At 70.9% G+C, this 20,924-nt stretch carries 17 protein-coding genes; 13 read left to right on the top strand and 4 right to left on the bottom strand.

Going from position 1 to position 20,924, the window contains the following annotated elements:
* Nucleotides 1-233 precede the first annotated feature (233 nt).
* From eccB to ACFVXJ_RS22060, 4 genes are all read left to right on the top strand, one after another.
* The gene (eccB, locus tag ACFVXJ_RS22075; protein ID WP_389663955.1) at nt 234-1,811 is read left to right on the top strand and encodes a type VII secretion protein EccB; all 1,578 of its coding nucleotides are present in this window, start codon (nt 234-236) and stop codon (nt 1,809-1,811) included.
* An 11-nt stretch (nt 1,812-1,822) separates the two neighbouring features.
* Nucleotides 1,823-3,070, top strand: a complete 1,248-nt coding sequence (gene mycP / locus ACFVXJ_RS22070; protein ID WP_389663953.1) for a type VII secretion-associated serine protease mycosin — start codon at nt 1,823-1,825, stop codon at nt 3,068-3,070.
* A gap of 216 nt (nt 3,071-3,286) precedes the next feature.
* Nucleotides 3,287-3,607: a hypothetical protein gene (locus tag ACFVXJ_RS22065; protein WP_389663951.1), complete on the top strand. Its 321-nt coding sequence runs from the start codon at nt 3,287-3,289 to the stop codon at nt 3,605-3,607.
* Nucleotides 3,608-3,652: 45 nt separating this feature from the next.
* Nucleotides 3,653-3,955: a WXG100 family type VII secretion target gene (locus ACFVXJ_RS22060; RefSeq protein ID WP_389663949.1), complete on the top strand. Its 303-nt coding sequence runs from the start codon at nt 3,653-3,655 to the stop codon at nt 3,953-3,955.
* A 63-nt stretch (nt 3,956-4,018) separates the two neighbouring features.
* Here ACFVXJ_RS22060 and ACFVXJ_RS22055 read toward each other — a convergent pair whose 3' ends face one another.
* Both ACFVXJ_RS22055 and eccCa read right to left on the bottom strand, forming a co-directional pair.
* On the bottom strand, nt 4,019-4,252 hold the full coding sequence (locus ACFVXJ_RS22055) for a DUF397 domain-containing protein (RefSeq protein ID WP_136213490.1): 234 nt from the start codon (nt 4,250-4,252) through the stop codon (nt 4,019-4,021).
* Nucleotides 4,253-4,341: 89 nt separating this feature from the next.
* Entirely contained in the window at nt 4,342-8,316 is a 3,975-nt protein-coding gene (eccCa, locus tag ACFVXJ_RS22050; protein ID WP_389663947.1) for a type VII secretion protein EccCa, read from the bottom strand.
* Nucleotides 8,317-8,508: 192 nt separating this feature from the next.
* Here eccCa and eccD point away from each other — a divergent pair, with 192 nt between their 5' ends.
* The 6 genes from eccD (at nt 8,509) to ACFVXJ_RS22020 (ending at nt 15,666) form a co-directional block, all read left to right on the top strand.
* A complete protein-coding gene (gene eccD / locus ACFVXJ_RS22045) occupies nt 8,509-10,023 on the top strand; it encodes a type VII secretion integral membrane protein EccD (protein ID WP_389663945.1) in 1,515 nt (504 codons plus the stop codon).
* A 188-nt stretch (nt 10,024-10,211) separates the two neighbouring features.
* Nucleotides 10,212-10,499, top strand: a complete 288-nt coding sequence (rpsO, locus tag ACFVXJ_RS22040) for a 30S ribosomal protein S15 (RefSeq protein ID WP_136213493.1) — start codon at nt 10,212-10,214, stop codon at nt 10,497-10,499.
* Between the two features lie 283 nt (nt 10,500-10,782).
* Nucleotides 10,783-13,002 carry a polyribonucleotide nucleotidyltransferase gene (locus ACFVXJ_RS22035; protein WP_389664139.1) on the top strand — a complete coding sequence of 740 codons (2,220 nt, stop codon included), beginning with the start codon at nt 10,783-10,785 and terminating at the stop codon, nt 13,000-13,002.
* Entirely contained in the window at nt 12,999-14,378 is a 1,380-nt protein-coding gene (locus ACFVXJ_RS22030) for a M16 family metallopeptidase (protein WP_389663942.1), read from the top strand. Before ACFVXJ_RS22035 ends, ACFVXJ_RS22030 begins: the two co-directional genes overlap by 4 nt.
* Nucleotides 14,379-14,441: 63 nt before the next feature.
* The gene (gene dapB / locus ACFVXJ_RS22025; protein ID WP_389663940.1) at nt 14,442-15,194 is read left to right on the top strand and encodes a 4-hydroxy-tetrahydrodipicolinate reductase; all 753 of its coding nucleotides are present in this window, start codon (nt 14,442-14,444) and stop codon (nt 15,192-15,194) included.
* A 19-nt stretch (nt 15,195-15,213) separates the two neighbouring features.
* Nucleotides 15,214-15,666 carry a hypothetical protein gene (locus ACFVXJ_RS22020; protein ID WP_389663938.1) on the top strand — a complete coding sequence of 151 codons (453 nt, stop codon included), beginning with the start codon at nt 15,214-15,216 and terminating at the stop codon, nt 15,664-15,666.
* 40 nt (nt 15,667-15,706) lie between these two features.
* Here the strand turns inward: ACFVXJ_RS22020 and ACFVXJ_RS22015 are convergent, their stop codons facing one another.
* The gene (locus ACFVXJ_RS22015; RefSeq protein ID WP_389663936.1) at nt 15,707-16,276 is read right to left on the bottom strand and encodes a PH domain-containing protein; all 570 of its coding nucleotides are present in this window, start codon (nt 16,274-16,276) and stop codon (nt 15,707-15,709) included.
* Between the two features lie 48 nt (nt 16,277-16,324).
* Nucleotides 16,325-16,564 (bottom strand): hypothetical protein, encoded by a 240-nt coding sequence (locus ACFVXJ_RS22010; RefSeq protein WP_389663934.1) that lies wholly within the window; start codon nt 16,562-16,564, stop codon nt 16,325-16,327.
* A gap of 230 nt (nt 16,565-16,794) precedes the next feature.
* On the opposite strand from ACFVXJ_RS22010, the gene thyX reads away from it, so the two are divergent.
* The 3 genes from thyX (at nt 16,795) to ACFVXJ_RS21995 (ending at nt 20,498) form a co-directional block, all read left to right on the top strand.
* Nucleotides 16,795-17,535: an FAD-dependent thymidylate synthase gene (gene thyX / locus ACFVXJ_RS22005; protein ID WP_389663932.1), complete on the top strand. Its 741-nt coding sequence runs from the start codon at nt 16,795-16,797 to the stop codon at nt 17,533-17,535.
* A 240-nt stretch (nt 17,536-17,775) separates the two neighbouring features.
* Nucleotides 17,776-18,675 (top strand): 4-hydroxy-tetrahydrodipicolinate synthase, encoded by a 900-nt coding sequence (gene dapA, locus ACFVXJ_RS22000; RefSeq protein ID WP_361308760.1) that lies wholly within the window; start codon nt 17,776-17,778, stop codon nt 18,673-18,675.
* A gap of 137 nt (nt 18,676-18,812) precedes the next feature.
* Nucleotides 18,813-20,498 carry a ribonuclease J gene (locus tag ACFVXJ_RS21995; RefSeq protein WP_361308758.1) on the top strand — a complete coding sequence of 562 codons (1,686 nt, stop codon included), beginning with the start codon at nt 18,813-18,815 and terminating at the stop codon, nt 20,496-20,498.
* The last annotated feature ends 426 nt before the right edge of the window (nt 20,499-20,924 follow it).

The raw sequence follows: 20,924 nt of genomic DNA, 5'->3' as shown, positions 1-20,924 counted from the left end.
CGGGGGCGGGCCCCGTACGCTCCTGCGCGGCGGTCGCCGCCGCACCCCCGAAGTCTTCCGAATCCGCCCCGACGGGCCCCGACCGCCCCGGTCCACGGGCCGCTTGGCGGCCGACTGAGCCTACCCGCCCCCTGCGTACCGTCCGTCAAGAGGCATAGTAGGTCCCCGGTCCGATCATCGAGGCCCGGGGACCGGTGTCCGCTACCGGGCCGTGCGGCGAGAATCAGGCGGTCATGGCATCACGACGTGATGAGCTCAACGCGTACACCTTCGCGAAGCGGCGCACGGTGGCAGCGTTCCTCCAGCCCTCCGCCACCGGCACCGAGGAAGGCGCGCCCCGTCCCCTGCGCGCCGTGGTCCCCGGTCTGGTGGTCGGCGCGCTCGTGGTCGCGGGCTTCGGCGCCTGGGGGATGTTCAAACCACAGGCTCCCAAGGGCTGGGACGAGCCCGGCACGCAGGTCATCGTCGGCAAGCAGTCGACGACCCGCTACGTGGTCCTGACCACCAAGGTCAACGGCAAGGACCAGACCCGGCTGCACCCCGTGCTGAACCTGGCCTCCGCCCGACTGCTGCTGGATCCGGCGAAGTTCAAGGTCCTCCAGATCGACGACAAGATCCTGGACGCGGGCAAGCCGCCGCGGGGCCCGATCATCGGCATTCCCTACGCGCCCGACCGGCTGCCCGCCCCGGCCGACGCCGGCAAGGCCAAGCGCTGGGCCGTCTGCCAGCAGCCCGGCGGCAACGGCAAGGGCGTGCAGACCGCCGCCTTCGTCCTCGCCGACCGGGAGGCGAAGCTGCTGGACGACGGCCGCAAGACCACCGACACGCAGTTGCTGTACGTGCAGAACACCGGTGGCGCCAAGGAGCGTTACCTCGTCGACGCGGCCGGGACGAAGTACCGGTTCCCCGAGGGCACCGCCGACGCGGGAACGCTCACCATGGCCCTGGTCGGCGCCGGCGCCACCCCCCAACCGGTCACCGAACAGTGGCTGGCCACCCTCACCCCCGGCGACGACCTGGCCTTCCCGCAACTGCCCGGCAAGGCGGGCGAGAAGGCCAACGTCCAGGGCCTGGGCACCGCCGACAGCAAGGTCGGCATGGTGCTGACCGCCCAGACCGGCTCCGGCACGCAGCACTACGTCGTGCTGCCCGACCGGGTCGCGCCCGTCTCGGAGTTCGTGGCCTGGCTGCTGATCTCGGCGCCCGCGACCGACAGCCTCAACATGCACGGCAAGGCCCGCGAGGTGGACCTCCAGTCCCTCAACCCGGACGCCACCCCGTTCAAGAACGACGCCAAGTGGCCCCAGCGCAAGGGTTCGCAGGTCAACCGGGTCGCCGCGGCCCCCGGCTCGCCACCGGGCACCGCCCTGCGCGACACGGTCTGCGCGGTGCTGCGCTCCGTCGACGGGCAGGGCAACCCGACGCTCAGCACCTGGGCCGGCACCGGCTTCCCCGTCGACATCGCCGCCAGCGGCACCGGCGCGTACGTCACCCCCGGCTCGGGACTGCTGTACACCCAGGTCCAGGGCCGGCAGACCACCGCCGGCGGTTCCCTGTTCCTCGTCACCGACACCGGCCTGCGCTACGCCGTCCAGGCCAACGGAGACAGCGACGCCGAACAGTCCAAGATCGGTGCGGGCGGTCCGAAGGAGCCGGGCGCGGGCGACGGCCGGCCCGAGGCGAGCCAGGCCCAGATCCGGCTCGGCTACGGCGCGGTCACCCCCGCCATGGTGCCCATCGCGTGGTCGGAGTTTCTCTCCAAGGGCCCGCGGCTGGACACCAACTCCGCCCGTCAGCCGCAGGGTTCGTGAGGAAGCCGCCGATGCCCCGACACCCTTCCGGGCGCCGCGCCGCGGCCACCCGGAGCCTGCTCGCCGGCGCCGCCGTCGCCCTCGTCGCGGCCTGCGGTGCGGCGGTCACCGGCGGCCCCGCCGCGCCGCCCGCCCCGTACGGCCTGACCCTCGCCGGCACGGGGGAGTGCACCTTCCCGATGAAGCAGCAGATCGCCGACCGGCCCTGGGCCCTGCAACGGCTGCTCCTGGACGCCCTGTGGGCCCACACCCGCGGCAAGGGCGTCCGCGTCGCCGTCATCGACACCGGCGTGGACCGCGCCAACCCGCAGCTCGGCAGCGCCCTCGACATCGGCGCGGGCAAGGACTTCGTCGACCCCAAGGGCGGGGACGGCACCAACGACACGGTGGGCCACGGCACCAAGGTCGCCGGCCTGATCGCCGCCCGGCCCCAGGACGGCACCGGCTTCGTCGGCCTCGCCCCCGAGGCCACCGTCATCCCGATCCGACAGAACGACGGGCAGGGCAACGGCAACGCCGCGACCCTCGCCCAGGCCATCGACCACGCGGTGGCCAAGGGCGCCCAGGTCATCAACATCTCCCAGGACACCGACGTCCCGCTGACCGCGGACTCCGAACTCGCCAAGGCCGTCCAGCGGGCCGTCGACGCGAAGGTGGTGGTGGTCGCCTCGGCCGGCAACGACGGCCTCAGCGGTCAGAAGCGCAAGACCTACCCGGCCGCCTTCCCCGGCGTCCTCGCGGTCGCCGCCTCCGACCGCAACAACGAGCGGGCCGCCTTCTCCCAGCCCGGCGACTTCATCGGCGTCGCGGCCCCCGGCGTCGACATGGTCTCCACCGTCCCCGGTTTCGGCCAGTGCGTCGACAACGGGACGAGTTTCTCCGCGCCCTACGTCGCCGGGGTCGCCGCCCTGCTGCGCGCCGCGCACCCGGACTGGAGCGTGCAGCAGATCGTCTGGCAGATCGAGAACACCGCCGAGCGCTCCGTGAACGGCCACGACGACTACGTCGGCTGGGGCGTCGTCGACCCGGTACGGGCACTCACCCAGGACCGCGAGCCCCCCAAGGCGCCCGTCCCGGACCCGGGCCCGCCCCCGGCGGCCGCCCCGCAGGCGGCGGCCCTGGACCTCACCGAGACCGCGCGGGAGCGGGACGAGCGGTTCGGTACCTACGCCCTGGGAACCGCCGTCGTCCTCATCGCCGTCATCGCGGGTACCGCGACCGTCGTGCGCGACGCCCGCGGGCGCCGCCGTCGTCCCTGACGACGGTCGCGGTTCACGACCGTTGCGGGGAACCGGTGTTGGGGCGGACCGGTGGACTGGCTAGAGTGACGGCAGGCTTCACGACTGTGATCGGGGGATGGCGTGGAGCGGAGGGGGAGTTTCCGGGAGCGCGTGGCTTGATTCCGCGCCCGGAAAGCCTGCTCCGCCACGCGATCCGCCGGTTCTGCCGGCGAATTGAGAAGTGAGGAGCTTCGGATGACGAGCAATTTCGGACTTGCGGACGATCCGGTCGTCAAGGCGGCCAACAGGATCTCCGAGACGGCCGAGGCCGTGTCGCGGCAGTCCCGTGAACTGGCCGACATCATCGCCACGGTGAGCGCGGGCTGGACCGGCGTGGGTGCCGGAGGCTTCGTCAAGGCCCAGGAGGACATCAACCTGGACCACGACAAGATCCGCCGGCTGCTCGGGGTCCTGCACCACGCGGTGTCGGAGACCAAGAACCTGACCAACGCCCAGGACGAGGACGTGCGCCAGGCATTCGCCGCCGCCAACAAGTCCGGCCTCAACGGCATCTGACCAAGGCCACGCTGCCCACCACGCCCCCGCGCGAAGGAGAAGATCATGTCCGACGGCCACACCAAGGTCAGGTACGAAAGCGTCCAGCAGATGGCGGACCGCATTCGTGTGGTCTCGCAGAACATCCTGAAGGACCTGGACGATATGGACAACGCCGTCAAGGTGGTCACCGACACCTGGGACGGTGAGGCGCACCGCGAGTACGTCACCCTCCAGAAGAAGTACAAGGCCGCCGCCGACCACATGCACAAGCAGCTGGAGACCGTCGCCCAGCTCATCGAGCGCGGCAAGGGCGACTACCACGCCACGGACATCAAGGCATCGCGCCTGTTCACCGAGGCGTACTGAGCCCGCCGGTCCACGTCGAAGGGGCGCGCCCGCACCGGGCGCGCCCCTTCGCGCGTTCTTCGGTCAACGCAGGTCGAACTCGCCGTCCCGGGCACCGAGCACGAACGCCTCCCACTCGGCCGCGGTGTACCGCAGCACGGTGTCCCGGTCCAGCGAGGACCGCATGGCCACCGCCCCGTCGGGCAGCTTCGCGATCTCCACGCGCTCCTCGTCGGGACTGGTCCCGGGCGGGCCCTCCCACTCGACGCCGCTGATGTCGAGCGCGTACAGCTCGTCCTTCTCCTGCTGGGACCCCATGGCGCGGCCTTCCCTTCGTGCGACTTCGGTGCAGCGTTCAGGCCCGATTATCGGTGTCCGGGCGGCGGCGCGGGGAGCGTTCGCGCTTCTCACGTCCCCGATGCCGGCAACCGCCCGATCTGGATCAGCGACGTACCGCGCCGGCGCGAGACGAAATGGGCCCGGCCCGGCGGCAGCGGACGCGGCCTGACGTTGCCCAGCAGGTCTCCCTCGGACGGGTCGCCGGACAGCACCACTCCCTGGGCGCCCAGCTCCTTGATCCGCTGCATGAACGGCTCGTACAGCGCGCGCGAGGCACCGGCGGAGTTCCGCGCGATGATGAAGCGCACGCCCGTGTCCCGGGCGAACGGCAGGAACTCCACCAACTGCGTCAGCGGATTGCCCTGGCTGCCGGCCACCAGGTCGTAGTCGTCGATGATGATGAAGACGTCCGGGCCCGTCCACCAACTGCGGTCCCGAAGCTGCTGCGGGGTGACGTCGTCCGGCGGCTGCCGGCGGGAGAACACCCCGCCCAGCGCCTCCATGTGCATCTGCAGGGAATTCGCCATCGGCGCGTACTCCAGCAGGTGCTCCTCCGGCAGCGCGCCGAGCAGGCCACGCCGGTAGTCGCCGACGACGAGCTTGGCCTGGTCCGGGCCGTACCGCTCGGCGATCCGCTGCGCGATGAGCCGCAACAGGTTCGTCTTGCCCGACTCGCTCTCGCCGAACACCAGGAAGAACGGGTCCGTCTCGAAGTCGACGAACACCGGCTCCAGGTCCGTCTCCCCGACACCGATCGAGATGCCGTGCCCGGGGAACTCGCCGCCCTTGGGCAACTGGTCCGCGTGCAGCAGCCGCGGCAGCAGCCGTACCCCCGGAGCCGACGGCCCCGCCCAGCTCGCCTTGACCGCGGCCACGAAGGCGGCCGTGCCCTCCGAGAGGTCCTCCGCGCTGTGCGAACCGTCGATGCGCGGCAGCGCGCCCAGGAAGTGCAGCTTCTCCGGGACCTGACCTCGGCCCGGCATGCCCGTCGGCACGTTCGCGGCGACCCGGCGGTCGAACTCGGAGTCCATGACGTCACCGAGCCGCAGCTCCAGCCGGCTCAGGATCTGGTCCTTGAGCGCGGCCCGGACCTCCATGTACCGGGCCGCCGTGACCACCACGTGGATGCCGTATCCCAGACCCCGGGACGCGATGTCCGTGACGACCGGCTCCAGGCCCTCGTACTCGCCCCGGAAACCGCCCCAGCCGTCGACGACGAGGAACACGTCGCCCCACGCCTCGCCGGGCAGCTCACCGGCCGCGCGCCGGCGCCGGTAGGTACCGATCGAGTCGATGCCGTTCGCCCGGAAGAACTCCTCCCGGCGGTTCAGCACGCCCGCCACCTCCGCGACCGTACGCCGCACCCGCTCCGGGTCCAGCCGGGAGGCGATCCCGCCCACGTGCGGCAGGTCCGCGACCGACGAAAGGGAGCCGCCGCCGAAGTCCAGCCCGTAGAACTGCACCTCGCGCGGGGTGTGCGTCAGCGCGAACGAGGAGATCAGCGTCCGCATCAGCGTCGACTTGCCCGACTGCGGGCCGCCGACCACCATCATGTGGCCCGCCGCCCCGGAGAAGTCCCGGTACAGCACCTCACGCCGCTGCTCGAACGGCTTGTCGATCAGGCCGAGCGGTACGACGAGCCCACCGGGCCGCGTGTACCCCTCCGCGTGCAGACCCCGCGCCTCGCTCGGCGCGAGCGCCGGCAGCAGCTGGTCCAGCGGCGGCGCCTGGTCGAGCGGCGGCAGCCACACCTGGTGCGCCGGCACCCCCTGCCCCTCCAGCCGGCCCACGATCACGTCCAGCACCGTGTCCGCGAGCGCGTCGTCCCCCCGCTTCGGCTGCGCCGCGAGGTACGCCGGGTCCGGCGCCGCGTACACCACCGGCACCGGAGCCGCCGTGAACAGCGCGGGCCGCCGCTCCACCGGGAACGGCCCCACCGACAGGTCCGGCCCGCCCGAGCGGTAGGTGCCCGAGACGTACGCCGCCTTGAAACGGGTCATCTCGTCGGTGCCGAACTTCAGGTAGCCGGAACCGGGGACCGAGGGCAGGTGGTACGCGTCCGGCACACCGATCGCGGTCCGCGACTCGGCCGCCGAGAAGGTCCGCAGACCGATCCGGTACGACAGGTAGGTGTCCAGGCCGCGCAGCTTGCCCTCCTCCAGGCGCTGCGAGGCCAGCAACAGGTGCACCCCCAGCGAGCGGCCGATCCGGCCGATCTGGATGAACATGTCGATGAAGTCCGGCTTGGCGGTGAGCAGTTCGGAGAACTCGTCGATGACCAGCACCAGCGAGGCCAGCGGCTCCAGCGGGGCGCCCGCCGCCCGCGCCTTCTCGTAGTCGTGGATGTTGGCGTAGTTGCCCGCCGACCTCAGCAGCTCCTGGCGGCGCTGCAACTCGCCGCGGATCGAGTCGCCCATCCGGTCCACGAGGGTCAGGTCGTCCGCCAGGTTGGTGATCACGGCCGCCACGTGCGGGAGCTGCCCCATGCCGGTGAACGTCGCACCGCCCTTGAAGTCCGCGAGGACGAAGTTCAGGGTCTCCGAGGTGTGCGTGACCGCCAGGCCGAGCACCAGCGTGCGCAGCAGCTCCGACTTGCCCGAGCCCGTGGCGCCGACGCACAGGCCGTGCGGGCCCATGCCCTCCTGCGCGGCCTCCTTCAGGTCCAGCATCACCGGCGTGCCGTCCTCGCCCACGCCGATCGGCACGCGCAGCCGCTCGCCGGCCGACCGCGGCCGCCAGGTGCGGGAGACGTCGACCTGCGCCGCGTCGCCCAGGTTCAGCAGGTCCGTGAAGTCCAGGTTCGCCAGCAGCGGCTCGTCGTCGTCACCGCCCCCGGTGCGCAGCGGCGCCAACTGCCGCGCCAGGGCCTCCGCCGCCGGCAACGACAGCGTGTCCGGAGCGCCCTCGTAGGCGACGCCCGAGCCCGACTCCAGTCGCAGCCGGCCCGGCCGCACCACGACCGAGAGGCCGCCGCGCGGCTCGTCCAGCTCGCCCGCCACCACCTCGACGATGGTCACGCCCTGGAGGCCCTCGACCGCCGCGAACACCGAGTCCGGCGGCACCAGACCACCGCGCGGCGAGTTGGCGTCGAGCACCACCACCAGGTGCGGCTGGTCCAGCACCGGCGAGACGTCCCGGCTGAACCGAGGCCGCCCCTCCAACCGGGACCCCAGCAGCCCTTCCAGCTCGCCCAGGTCGTCCCCGAACAGCCGCTTCGTGCCCGCCCCGTCGACCTGCCCCGGCACCTGCGTATGCGGCAGCCACTTCGTCCAGTCCCACGACGGCACCGCACCCGGCGCCGCCACCACCGCCACCATCAGGTCCTCGGGGGAGTGCAGCGTCACCAACTGCGCCACCAGCGCCCGCGCCGTACCGCGCGCCGACTCCGCCTCCCCGGACACCGTCACGTGGTAGAACGCCCGGATCGACACCGCCACCGGCAGCCCGTCCAGCGAGGAGTGCACCTTCAGGAAGCGCTGCATCGCCCCGGCCGTCAACGGCTCCAGCTCGTCCACGGGGGCCGTGTCCGGAGCCACCAACGGCGTCGCCAACCGCTGCGCGCCCAGACCCAACCGGGCCTGCCCGAAGTCCTCGTCGCCGACCCGCCGCTCCCACAGCCGCGAGCCCTCCGCCACCACCGACCACAACTGGTCCGGCGCCGGGTGCAGGTACAACTGCGCGTCGCGCTGCGCCCGCGCGGTCCGACGCACCTGACGCCGGGTCTGCGCCAGGTACTTCAGGTAATCCCGGCGCACATCGGCCATCTGCCCCTGGGTGCCGCGCCGGTGGCGCACCAACTGGGCGATCACCATGCCCACCGTCGACACCAGCATCAGCACACCCATGATGCGCATGAAGGGCGCCGCGCCCGGCATGAAGAAGAAGACGACCGACGAGCCCATGCCCAGCATCGGCAGGAGCTGCATCAGCATGCCCTCCTGCTGGCCCCGCGGAAGTTCCGGCGGAGCCTCCAGGCGCACCTCGTCCGCCGGCACCTCCGGCGGCAGCGACCTGGGCGGGCGTTTCACGACGATCTGGCTCACCGGAGCATCAATCCCTCGAAAACGGACGGACGTCCACGACCGGCGCCCTCAAGTCCCGGGCCTGGCCGGGGGTGGTGATCCTACTTGCCTACAGTCCGTCATAAGCCCGGTAGGGTGGCCGCGCGACATGCGCTCGAGCGAATCCGACGCCGCGACACGCGACGCCGGAACGGCAACCAGGGGGTCAGACAGGTGAGTACGGCCGAGGCGACCGGCTTCTGCAGGGTCACCGTCGTGGCACCGGACAGTCGGATCGACGTCGCCCTCCCCGAGGACATCGCCGTCGCCGACGTCTACCCGGAACTCCTGCGGCTCACCGGCCAGACGCAGCCCGTCGGCGCCCCCACCGGGTTCCACCTCGTACGCCGCTCCGGCGCCGTCCTCGACGGCGCCCGCACCCTCGCCGCCCAGCAGGTCCTCGACGGCGAGGTGCTCAGCCTGCGCCCCTTCGCCGAGTCCCTGCCGCCCGCCGTCTTCGACGACGTCTCCGACGCCGTGGCGTCCGCCGTCGTACGCGACCGGCACCGCTGGAGCGACGACATGCTGCGCGGCGCGGGGCTCGCCGGCGCCGCGATCCTGCTCGTGCTGCTCGGCTTCGTCCTCTGGTACGCCGACCCCGTCCACCACGACACCCACAGCCTGCCCGGCGTCATCGCCGCCGCCGTCGGCGTCCTGCTCACCGCCGCCGCCGGCGTGCGCGCCCGCGTCTACCGGGACGGCGGCTCCGCCGTCGCCCTCGGCCTCGCCGCCCTCCCGCACCTGCTCATCGCCGGCTCCGGCATCGTCGCGCCCGCCGCCGGTCACGGACCCGGCCGCCTGCAGTTCCTGCTCGGCTGCGCGTGCGCCCTGGTCGCCTCCGTCGCGCTGGTCGCCCTCACCCCGCACGGCGACGCGCCGTTCGTCGCGGCCACCTTCCTCGCCGCCACCGGCACCCTCGCCACCTTCGCGGCCATCGCCACCGACGCCTCCGCGACCGCCGCCGCCGCCGTCTGCGCGCCCGTCGCGATCGGGCTCGTCGCCTTCCTGCCCGGCCTCTCCGCCCGCTTCGCCCGGCTGCCCATCGGCTACGCCGCGCCGCAGAGCTCGACCCGCGACTACGAGTCGCCCGACAGCCACGACCCGGCCCCGTACGGCGACCCGGCCGACCCGACCGGCGCCGACCGGCACGACTCCGGCGCGTCCCTCGACGCGGAAGCCATAGCGGCCCAGGCCCGGCGCGGCCACGAGATGCTCCTGGGCCTGACGGGCGGCTGCGCCGCGGTCGTCGTCGGCTCCGCCGCCGTCCTCGGCTTCTCCGACAACACCTGGGGCCGGCTGCTGGCCCTGGCCGGCGGCCTCGCGATGCTGCTGCGCGCCCGTCTCTTCCGTTACACCTCCCAGGTGGTGTGCGCCCTGGTCGCCGGGTTCGCCGCGGTCGCCCTGCTGGTCCTGGGCCTGGCCCTGCACCCGCCGGCCGACCTGCTCGCGGAACTCGTCAAGTACCACGACCGCGGCGGCCTCGACCTGCGCACCATCTGGCTCTCCGCGGCGGTCGCCGGCGGCGCGGCCCTCCTCGCCGGAATCGCGCTTGTCATCCCCCGCAAGGGCCTGTCACCCTTCTGGGGACGGCTGCTCGACCTCACCGAGGCGGCGGTACTGCTCAGCCTGGTCCCGCTGACCCTGGCCGTGCTCGACGTCTACACCCGGGCCCGCTCCCTCACCAGCTGAGACGGGCCGACCGGGGCGGTCCCCGGCCCGGCAGCCTGGTACGCTGGGTGACGGCCGTTTGTGTACGCGCCCCCGGAGCATCTCTGGAGGCTGCGCTCAGCGGACCCCGCCTCCCGAGTTACGGAAGATCCCCAGAGAATTCGACCTGGGGCACTCGGTGGCTACGAAGACCTAAACGAGGAGTACGCGTGCCGCTCGACGCCGCTACGAAGAAGCAGATCATCGCAGAGTTTGGTGCCAAGGAGGGCGACACCGGCTCCCCCGAGGTCCAGGTCGCCATGCTCTCGAAGCGCATCTCGGACCTGACCGAGCACCTCAAGACCCACAAGCACGACCACCACTCCCGTCGTGGTCTGCTGATCCTGGTCGGCCAGCGTCGCCGCCTGCTGCAGTACCTGGCCAAGAAGGACATCCAGCGCTTCCGTACGCTGGTCGAGCGCCTCGGCATCCGCCGCGGTGCGGCCGGCGCCAAGTAAAGACGCTGTGAAGGGAGCGGTTCCCACACCGATGGGACCGCTCCCTTTGCTGTACGTGCGCGACGTACCGGACGCTTTGTAGTCTGGTCGCAGGTGCACAACTGAAGAGGAGGAGCGCCCTCCCTACGCCGCCGGTCCTCGGTAGTGGCATCCGGAAAGCCCCGGAAGGCTACGAACCGGGTGCTTCGATCGAAGACCGGCCCGCACGCCAGGAGCGCTTCTCCGCAACCGTCCACCACCACACGGGTGGCGGACGGAGACGACGAAAATGGAGAAAACGCTAGTGGAGAACGAGACCCACTACGCCGAGGCCGTCATTGACAACGGTTCCTTCGGCACCCGCACCATCCGCTTCGAGACGGGCCGTCTGGCCCGCCAGGCCGCCGGCTCCGCCGTTGCCTACCTGGACGACGACACGATGGTGCTCTCCGCGACCACCGCGTCGAAGAAGCCCAAGGACCAGCTCGACTTCTTCCCCCTCACGGTGGACGTCGAGGAGCGGCAGTACGCCGCCGGCAAGATCCCCGGCTCGTTCTTCCGCCGCGAGGGTCGCCCCTCCGAGGACGCGATCCTCACCTGTCGCCTGATCGACCGCCCGCTGCGCCCGTCCTTCAAGAAGGGCCTGCGCAACGAGATCCAGGTCGTCGCCACGATCATGGCGCTCAACCCCGACCACCTGTACGACGTCGTGGCGATCAACGCCGCCTCCGCGTCCACCCAGCTGGCCGGTCTGCCCTTCTCCGGCCCGATCGGCGGCGTCCGCGTCGCGCTGATCCGCGGCCAGTGGGTGGCGTTCCCGACGCACACCGAGCTCGAGGACGCCGTCTTCGACATGGTCGTCGCGGGCCGCGTCCTGGAGGACGGCGACGTCGCGATCATGATGGTCGAGGCCGAGGCCACCGAGAAGACCATCGCGCTCGTCAAGGGCGGCGCCGAGGCGCCGACCGAAGAGGTCGTCGCCGCCGGTCTCGACGCCGCGAAGCCGTTCATCAAGGTCCTGTGCAAGGCCCAGGCCGACCTCGCCGCCAAGGCCGCCAAGCCCGAGGGCGAGTTCCCGGTCTTCCTGGACTACCAGGACGACGTGTACGAGGCCCTCACCGCCGCGGTCAAGGGCGACCTCGCCCAGGCGCTGACCATCGCGGGCAAGCAGGACCGCGAGGCCGAGCTGGACCGCGTCAAGGACATCGCCGCCGAGAAGCTCCTCCCGGCCTTCGAGGGCCGCGAGAAGGAGATCTCCGCCGCCTACCGCAGCCTGACCAAGGCCCTGGTGCGCGAGCGCGTCATCAAGGACAAGGTCCGCATCGACGGCCGCGGGATCACGGACATCCGTACCCTCGCCGCCGAGGTCGAGGCCATCCCGCGCGTGCACGGCTCGGCGCTGTTCGAGCGTGGCGAGACCCAGATCCTGGGCGTCACCACCCTCAACATGCTCCGCATGGAGCAGCAGCTGGACACCCTCTCCCCGGTGACCCGCAAGCGCTACATGCACAACTACAACTTCCCGCCGTACTCGGTCGGCGAGACCGGCCGCGTCGGTTCCCCCAAGCGCCGCGAGATCGGCCACGGCGCGCTCGCCGAGCGCGCGATCGTGCCGGTCCTGCCGACGCGCGAGGAGTTCCCCTACGCGATCCGTCAGGTGTCCGAGGCCCTCGGCTCCAACGGTTCGACCTCCATGGGCTCGGTCTGCGCCTCCACCATGTCGCTGCTGAACGCCGGTGTGCCGCTCAAGGCCCCCGTCGCCGGTATCGCCATGGGTCTGATCTCCCAGGAGATCGACGGCAAGACCCACTACGTCGCCCTCACCGACATCCTCGGTGCGGAGGACGCCTTCGGCGACATGGACTTCAAGGTCGCCGGCACCAAGGAGTTCGTCACCGCGCTCCAGCTGGACACCAAGCTCGACGGCATCCCGGCCTCCGTCCTGGCCGCCGCCCTCAAGCAGGCCCGCGACGCCCGCCTCCACATCCTCGACGTGATGATGGAAGCGATCGACACGCCGGACGAGATGTCCCCCAACGCCCCGCGGATCATCACCGTCAAGATCCCCGTGGACAAGATCGGCGAGGTCATCGGCCCCAAGGGCAAGATGATCAACCAGATCCAGGAGGACACCGGCGCCGAGATCACGATCGAGGACGACGGCACCATCTACATCGGTGCCGCCGACGGCCCGGCCGCCGAGGCCGCCCGCGCCACGATCAACCAGATCGCCAACCCGACCATGCCGGAGGTCGGCGAGCGCTACCTGGGTACGGTCGTCAAGACCACCACCTTCGGTGCCTTCGTCTCCCTCATGCCCGGCAAGGACGGCCTGCTGCACATCTCGCAGATCCGCAAGCTCGCCGGTGGCAAGCGCGTGGAGAACGTCGAGGACGTGCTCGGGGTCGGCACCAAGGTCCAGGTCGAGATCGCCGAGATCGACTCCCGCGGCAAGCTCTCCCTCGTCCCCGTGGTCGAGGGCGAAGAGGCCGCCGACGCCGAGAAGGACGATTCCGACAAGTGACGTCGCGTAGTTCCCGTGTGACGGCCCGCCCCTCTTCCGAGGGGCGGGCCGTCGCCCGTACCCAAACCCTCCTCAAAGGCCGGAACGGCATCGGCACCGTCCGCCGCACCGTCCTGCCCGGCGGCCTGCGCATCGTCACCGAGACCCTGCCGTCCGTCCGCTCGGCCACCTTCGGCATCTGGGCGAACGTCGGTTCCCGCGACGAGACGCCCACGCTGAACGGCGCCACGCACTACCTGGAGCACCTCCTCTTCAAGGGCACCGAAAAGCGCAGTGCCCTCGACATCTCCTCCGCGATCGACGCGGTCGGCGGCGAGATGAACGCCTTCACGGCGAAGGAGTACACCTGCTACTACGCACGGGTGCTCGACACCGACCTGCCGCTGGCCATCGACGTGGTCTGCGACATGCTCACCGGGTCGCTGATCCGCGAGGAGGACGTCGACGCCGAGCGCGGCGTGATCCTCGAAGAGATCGCGATGACCGAGGACGACCCGGGCGACTGCGTCCACGACCTGTTCGCCCAGACCATGTACGGGGACACCCCCCTCGGCCGGCCCGTCCTCGGCACCGTCGACACGATCAACGCCCTCGGCGCCGAGCGGATCCGCCGCTTCTACAAGAAGCACTACGACCCGACCCGCCTGGTCGTGGCCGCGGCCGGCAACGTCGACCACAACAAGGTCGTGCGCCAGGTCCGCGCGGCCTTCGAGAAGGCCGGGGCGCTCACCCGTGCCGACGCCGAGCCGGTCGGCCCGCGCGGCGGCACCAAGCGCGTGCGCACCGCCGGCCGGGTCGACCTGATCAGCCGCAAGACCGAACAGGCCCACATCGTCCTCGGCATGCCCGGCTTGGCCCGCACCGACGACCGCCGCTGGGCGCTCGGCGTGCTGAACACCGCCCTCGGCGGCGGCATGTCCTCGCGGCTCTTCCAGGAGGTCCGCGAGAAGCGCGGCCTGGCCTACAGCGTGTACTCGTACACCTCGGGCTTCGCCGACACCGGCCTCTTCGGCGTCTACGCCGGCTGCCGGCCCAACCAGGTCCACGACGTCCTGCGCATCTGCCGCGACGAACTCGACAAGGTCGCCTCGGACGGGCTCACGGACGAGGAGATCGGCCGGGCCGTCGGTCAGCTCTCGGGTTCCACCGTCCTCGGCCTGGAAGACACCGGCGCGATCATGAACCGCATCGGCAAGAGCGAACTGTGCTGGGGCGACCAGATGTCGGTCGACGAGATGCTGGCCCGCATCGCCGCCGTGACCCCGGACGAGGTACGCGACGTCGCCCGGGACGTCCTGGCCCAGCGCCCCTCCCTCGCGGCGATCGGCCCGCTCAAGGAGAAGCAGGCCGCCCGCCTCGACGAAGCGGTCGCCTGACCCCGCCGGCACATCCCGCAGGCACGTACGCACGTGCCGACGTACGCACCTAAGGAAGCGAACATGAGCAAGCTGCGCGTGGCAGTCCTCGGCGCCCACGGCCGCATCGGCTCCGAGGCGGCCAAGGCCGTCGAGGCCGCCGACGACATGGAGCTGGTCGCCGCCCTCGGCCGCGGCGACAAGCTGGAGACGCTGGTCGACGCCGGCGCCCAGGTCGCCGTCGAGCTGACCACCCCCGACTCGGTGATGCGGAACCTCGAATTCCTTGTCGGCCACGGCATCCACGCGGTGGTCGGCACCACCGGCTGGACCGAGGACCGCCTCGCCCGGCTGGACAGCTGGCTGGCCGGCTCCCCGGAGACCGGGGTGCTCATCGCCCCGAACTTCTCCATCGGCGCCGTCCTCACCATGAAGTTCGCCGCCCAGGCCGCCCGCTACTTCGAATCCGTCGAGGTCGTCGAGCTGCACCACCCCAACAAGGTCGACGCCCCCTCGGGGACGGCGACCCGTACGGCGCAGCTCATCGCGGCCGCCCGTGCCGAGGCCGGCCTCGGCGCCCAGCCCGACGCCACCGCCACCGCCCTCGACGGGGCCCGCGGCGCCGACGTCGACGGCGTCCCGGTGCACGCCATCCGCCTGCGCGGGCTGCTGGCCCACCAGGAGGTGCTGCTCGGCGGTGAGGGCGAGACCCTGACCATCCGTCACGACTCCCTGCACCACCGCAGCTTCATGCCGGGCATCCTGCTCGGCGCGCGCCGCGTGACGCAGACCCCGGGCCTCACCTTCGGCCTGGAACACTTCCTCGACCTCGGCTGATGAGCAGGCAGTAGTACCCATGCGCGCGAAGATCACGTACTTCCTGACGGCGGCCGTCCTGGTCGTCTACTTCGTCCTGGTCGGCAGCCGGGGCCTGATGCTGCTCGGGCAGGGCACCTGGCTGACCGTCACGTTCGGCGTCGCGGTCCTGGTCCTGCCCGTCATCGGGGTCTGGTTCCTCTGGATGAACACCCGCTTCGTCACCAAGGCCAACCGGCTCGCCGCCGAGCTGGAGGCCGAGGGGGCCCTGCCCGTGGACGAGCTGGAGCGGGACCAGTACGGCCGGATCCTGCGGGACTCCGCCGACGAGGTCTTCGCGCGCCGCAAGGCGGAGACGGAGGACGCGCCGGGCGACTGGCGCAACTGGTTCCGCCTCGCCGTCGCCTACCACGACGCCCGCGACACCCCGCGGGCCCGCAAGGCCATGCAGCGGGCGATCGCCCTGCACGACGGGAAGCCCGTACAGGTCTGATCCGCTCCTGTACGGGCTTCGGCCGCGCTCCGGGTGCACCTCAGGCGGGCACGGCCGCGTACTCGTCGGCCCGGTACTCCTCGGCCCAGGCGCCGACCACGTCGGCGGCCCGCTCGAACGCCTCGCCGCGCGCCAGGAAGTCGGCGTTGTGGTCGGTCAGCAGCACCGGCGCCGCCGCGCCGTCCTGGGTCGAGAGCGTCAGCGCCTGGCCCTGCACGGTCCTCGGCAGGCCCAGCCAGCGCACCGGCTGCTGCACCGTCCTGATCCCGTCGACCGCGCTCCACGGGATCGAGCGCGTCCGGAAGAACGCCACGTGGCGCAGGCCCGTACGGCTCACCCACACGCCCGCCAGGAGCAGGCGCAGCGTCGCCCCCAGCACCGTGAGCGCGGCGGCCAGGCACCCGACGGCGCCGCCCCACGCTCCCGCGAACGCGATGATCATCGTGGCCAGCAGCATGAAGGCGGTCAGCAGGAGCAGCAGCGCCGCGATCGCCACCCGGCAGGGGCCGGGCCGGTAGGCCCGGCGCCAGCGGTCGTGGTCGTCGTGGGGGAGGGCTTCGTCTTCGTGCTCGTCGGCTACGCCGTCGGCCGTCAAGAAGGGCAGGGGCACGGCTGGACCTCACTCACATGCACGTTCGGTTGGGCTGTGCCCGTGAGGCTACCGCCCCTCGGAGGCCCGCGACTGCTGTGACGTCCCGGGCGCCTGGTGCGGCTGCAGAGCCGGCATACCGAAGAGCAGCGAGCCGACGAGTCCGGCCACCACGGTCAGTCCGACCAGCGTACGGGCGGCGAGCTGAGTCTTGCTCAGACTCTCGCGCGGCGGCGGAGTGACGTTACTGCGAAAACGCTCGGCCTCGGCGACGAAGGTGAACGGGACGGGTTCGCGCCGGAGGAACATGAAGACGGCTCTCCTTGTGGTCGGGGCCCCGGGGGGCCGTTGGTGGTCCTTCCCCCAGTAGGACGCGCGAACGCCCCGATAGGTGCCGGATTTCGGACATCGTTCGCGTTCGTTCGGCGGCCCGTCGGCCGTCCCGGCGCGCCCCTTCCCCGCCCGGGCCCGGACGGGGAGCCCCGCCGGGCGCCGTAGAGTGGGCGCGCCCCAGGTGCGACACGTTTGGAAGGACCCCAGTGAGCGATACCGCCGCCTCAGACCTGAAACCCAGCTTCCGCAGTGATGTGACGGTGGAGCTGGTGAAGCACTCCGCCGCCGACTCCGACGTCCTGTGGGCCGCCCGGGTCTCCACGGCCGGCGAGCAGTCGCTGGAGGAGTTGCAGAAGGATCCGGAGCGCTCCAAGGGCCTGATCAACTTCCTGATGCGCGACCGCCACGGCAGCCCGTTCGAGCACAACTCGATGACCTTCTTCATCAGCGCCCCGATCTTCGTGTTCCGCGAGTTCATGCGCCACCGCGTCGGCTGGTCCTACAACGAGGAATCCGGCCGCTACCGGGAGCTCCAGCCGGTCTTCTACGTCCCCGACGCCGAGCGCAAGCTCGTCCAGCAGGGGCGCCCCGGCAAGTACGTGTTCGTCGAGGGCACCGAGGCGCAGCAGGAGCTGACCGGCCGCGTCATGGAGGACTCCTACCGTCAGGCGTACGAGGCGTACCAGGAGATGCTCGCGGCGGGCGTGGCCCGCGAGGTTGCCCGTTCGGTCCTGCCGGTCGGTCTTTTCTCCTCGATGTACGCCACCTGCAACGCGCGCTCGCTCATGCACTTCCTCGGCCTGCGCACCCAGCACGAGCTGGCGGCCACCCCGTCCTTCCCGCAGCGGGAGATCGAGATGGTCGGCGAGAAGATGGAGCGGCACTGGGCGGCCCTCATGCCGCTCACCTACGCCGCCTTCAACGCCAACGGTCGCGTCGCGCCGTAGGGCCGGAAACAGCCGGTCGCGCACGGATGTCCGAAGGCAAGTCCCAAGTGTCCGTATTGCGGCGTTTCGTAAAGTTCATCTAGGCTGATCAAACGGACCCGGCACTGCTTGAACCCCCGAGCAGGCAGTGCCGGGCTCCAACAACCCGCGGTCACACTCCGCAGTCATATGGGGGAGCGACACCTCGTTGACGTCCCCCGAGGGGACACCGCGAGCGTGGCAGCGAGTAGCGTGTTACCCATGGCTCCGATCTCGACTCCGCAGACCCCCTTCGGGCGGGTCCTCACCGCCATGATCACGCCGTTCACGGCGGATGGCGCACTCGACCTCGACGGCGCGCAGCGGCTCGCCGTCCACCTGGTGGACGCAGGCAACGACGGCCTGATCATCAACGGCACCACCGGTGAGTCGCCGACCACCACCGACGCGGAGAAAAACGACCTCGTACGAGCCGTACTCGAAGCGGTCGGAGACCGCGCCCACGTCGTCGCCGGCATCGGCACCAACGACACCCGCCACACCCTGGAGCTCGCCCGCCAGGCCGAGCGCACCGGCGCCCACGGCCTGCTCGCGGTCACCCCGTACTACAGCAAGCCGCCGCAGGAGGGCCTCTACCGCCACTTCACGGCGATCGCCGACGCCACCGAACTGCCGGTCATGCTCTACGACATCCCGGGCCGCAGCGGTGTCCCGATCAACACCGAAACCCTCGTACGGCTGGCCGAGCACCCCCGTATCGTGGCCAACAAGGACGCCAAGGGCGACCTCGGCCGTGCCAGCTGGGCCATCGCACAGAGCGGCCTGGCCTGGTACTCCGGCGACGACATGCTGAACCTGCCGCTCCTGTCGGTCGGCGCCGTCGGCTTCGTCTCCGTGGTCAGCCACGTGGTCACCCCCGAGCTGCGCGCGCTGCTCGAAGCCCATCTGGGCGGCGACGTGCAGAAGGCCGCCGAGATCCACCAGAAGCTGCTCCCCGTGTTCACCGGCATGTTCCGCACCCAGGGTGTGATCACCACCAAGGGCGCGCTGAACCTCCAGGGCCTGCCCGCGGGCCCGCTGCGGCTCCCGCTGGTCGAGCTGACCGCCGAAGAGACGGCCCAGCTCAAGATCGATCTTGCCGCCGGCGGGGTACAGCTCTGACAACGGACTTCACAACTGAACAAGCACGACCGGCACAACTGAACACGCAAGATCACAACAGACACAAGCAAGTGCACGAATGACATGCGCGCCACGTGCCTTCCGAGGTACGTGGCGTGCGTGGTGAGGAGAGACTTTTGAGCCATCCGCATCCTGAACTCGGCCCGCCGCCGAAGCTCCCCAAGGGCGGCCTCCGGGTCACCCCCCTGGGCGGTCTCGGTGAGATCGGCCGCAACATGACCGTCTTCGAGTTCGACGGTCGCCTCCTGATCGTCGACTGCGGCGTCCTCTTCCCGGAGGAGGAGCAGCCGGGCATCGACCTGATCCTCCCGGACTTCTCGTCCATCCGGGACCGGCTCGACGACATCGAGGGCATCGTCCTCACCCACGGCCACGAGGACCACATCGGCGCCGTCCCCTACCTCCTCCGGGAGAAGCCGGACATCCCGCTGATCGGCTCCAAGCTGACGCTGGCCCTCATCGAGGCGAAGCTCCAGGAGCACCGGATCCGCCCCTACACCCTTGAGGTGAAGGAAGGCGAACGGGAGGCCCTCGGCCCCTTCGACTGCGAGTTCATCGCCGTCAACCACTCCATCCCGGACGCCCTGGCCGTGGCCATCCGGACCCCCGCCGGCCTGGTCGTGGCCACCGGCGACTTCAAGATGGACCAGCTCCCGCTGGACAGCCGACTCACCGACCTCCACGCGTTCGCGCGGCTGAGCGAGGAAGGCATCGACCTCCTGCTCTCCGACTCGACGAACGCCGAGGTCCCGGGCTTCGTGCCGCCGGAGCGGGAGATCTCCAACGTCCTGCGGACGGTCTTCGCCAACGCCCACAGCCGGATCATCGTGGCGAGCTTCGCCAGCCACGTGCACCGCATCCAGCAGATCCTCGACGCCGCCCACGAGTACGGGCGCCGGGTCGCCTTCGTCGGCCGCTCGATGGTCCGCAACATGGGCATCGCCCGTGACCTGGGCTACCTGCGCGTCCCGGCCGGCCTCGTCGTGGACGTGAAGACCCTGGACGACCTGCCGGCCCACGAGGTCGTCCTGGTCTGCACCGGCTCCCAGGGCGAGCCGATGGCCGCCCTGTCCCGGATGGCCAACCGCGACCACCAGATCCGGATCGTCCCCGGCGACACGGTCATCCTGGCGTCGTCCCTGATCCCGGGCAACGAGAACGCGGTCTACCGCGTGATCAACGGCCTGACCCGATGGGGCGCCAACGTCGTGCACAAGGGCAACGCCAAGGTGCACGTCTCCGGTCACGCCTCCGCGGGCGAGCTGCTGTACTTCTACAACATCTGCAAGCCGCGGAACCTGATGCCGGTCCACGGCGAATGGCGCCACCTGCGCGCCAACGCCGAGCTGGGCGCCCTGACGGGTGTCCCGAAGGACCGGATCGTGATCGCCGAGGACGGCGTGGTCGTCGACCTGATCGACGGCAAGGCCCGGATCTCCGGCAAGGTCCAGGCCGGCTACGTGTACGTCGACGGCCTGTCGGTCGGCGATGTCACGGAGGTCCATCTCAAGGACCGCCGCATCCTGGGTGAAGAGGGCATCGTCTCGGTCTACGTCGTGGTGGACAGCACCACGGGCAAGGTCGTGAGCGGCCCGAACATCCAGGCCCGCGGTTCGGGCATCGACGACGGCGCGTTCGGCTCGGTCGCGCTCAAGATCGAGGAAGCCATCGCCCGCGCCGCGGCCGACGGCGTCGCCGAACCGCACCAGATCCAGCAGCTCATCCGCCGCACGATGGGCAAGTGGGTCTCGGACGGCTACCGCCGCCGCCCGATGATCCTCCCGGTCGTCATCGAGGTCTGACCCTCGCCATAGCGACCCGAACCGGAGCGGGCTCCCCTCGATTTGCACCGAGGGGGCCCGCTCCAGTACGTTTACGTCTCCACCTCGCACGGCCCCCCGACACACACGTGTGCCCGGACGGTGCCCGCGAGGAGGGTGGGAAACAGACCCGGGGAGACCTGATAAAGTCTGCATCCACCCGAAAGGGAATGGCCCGCCAACGGCCACAGAATTCAAATCCGGTTCCGGAAACGGCGCGGAAATGGTCTGGTAAGGTTGGCCTCGCCGGAAAGGGAAAGCGCGAAAGCGCTTGAACTGGAAAGCGAACCCCGCTTCGACCGGGAATCGGACACGAAAGAGTCTGATAGAGTCGGAAACGCAAGAACAAAACGAAGAACAAAGGAAGCGCCCGGAGGAAAACCCGCGAGGGTGAGTACGAAGGAAGCG

The organism is Streptomyces sp. NPDC058279 (genome assembly GCF_042881255.1).
GTDB lineage: Bacteria > Actinomycetota > Actinomycetes > Streptomycetales > Streptomycetaceae > Streptomyces.
Note: the sequence above shows the minus strand (reverse complement) of the source record. Positions and strands in the feature narration are given on the sequence as shown.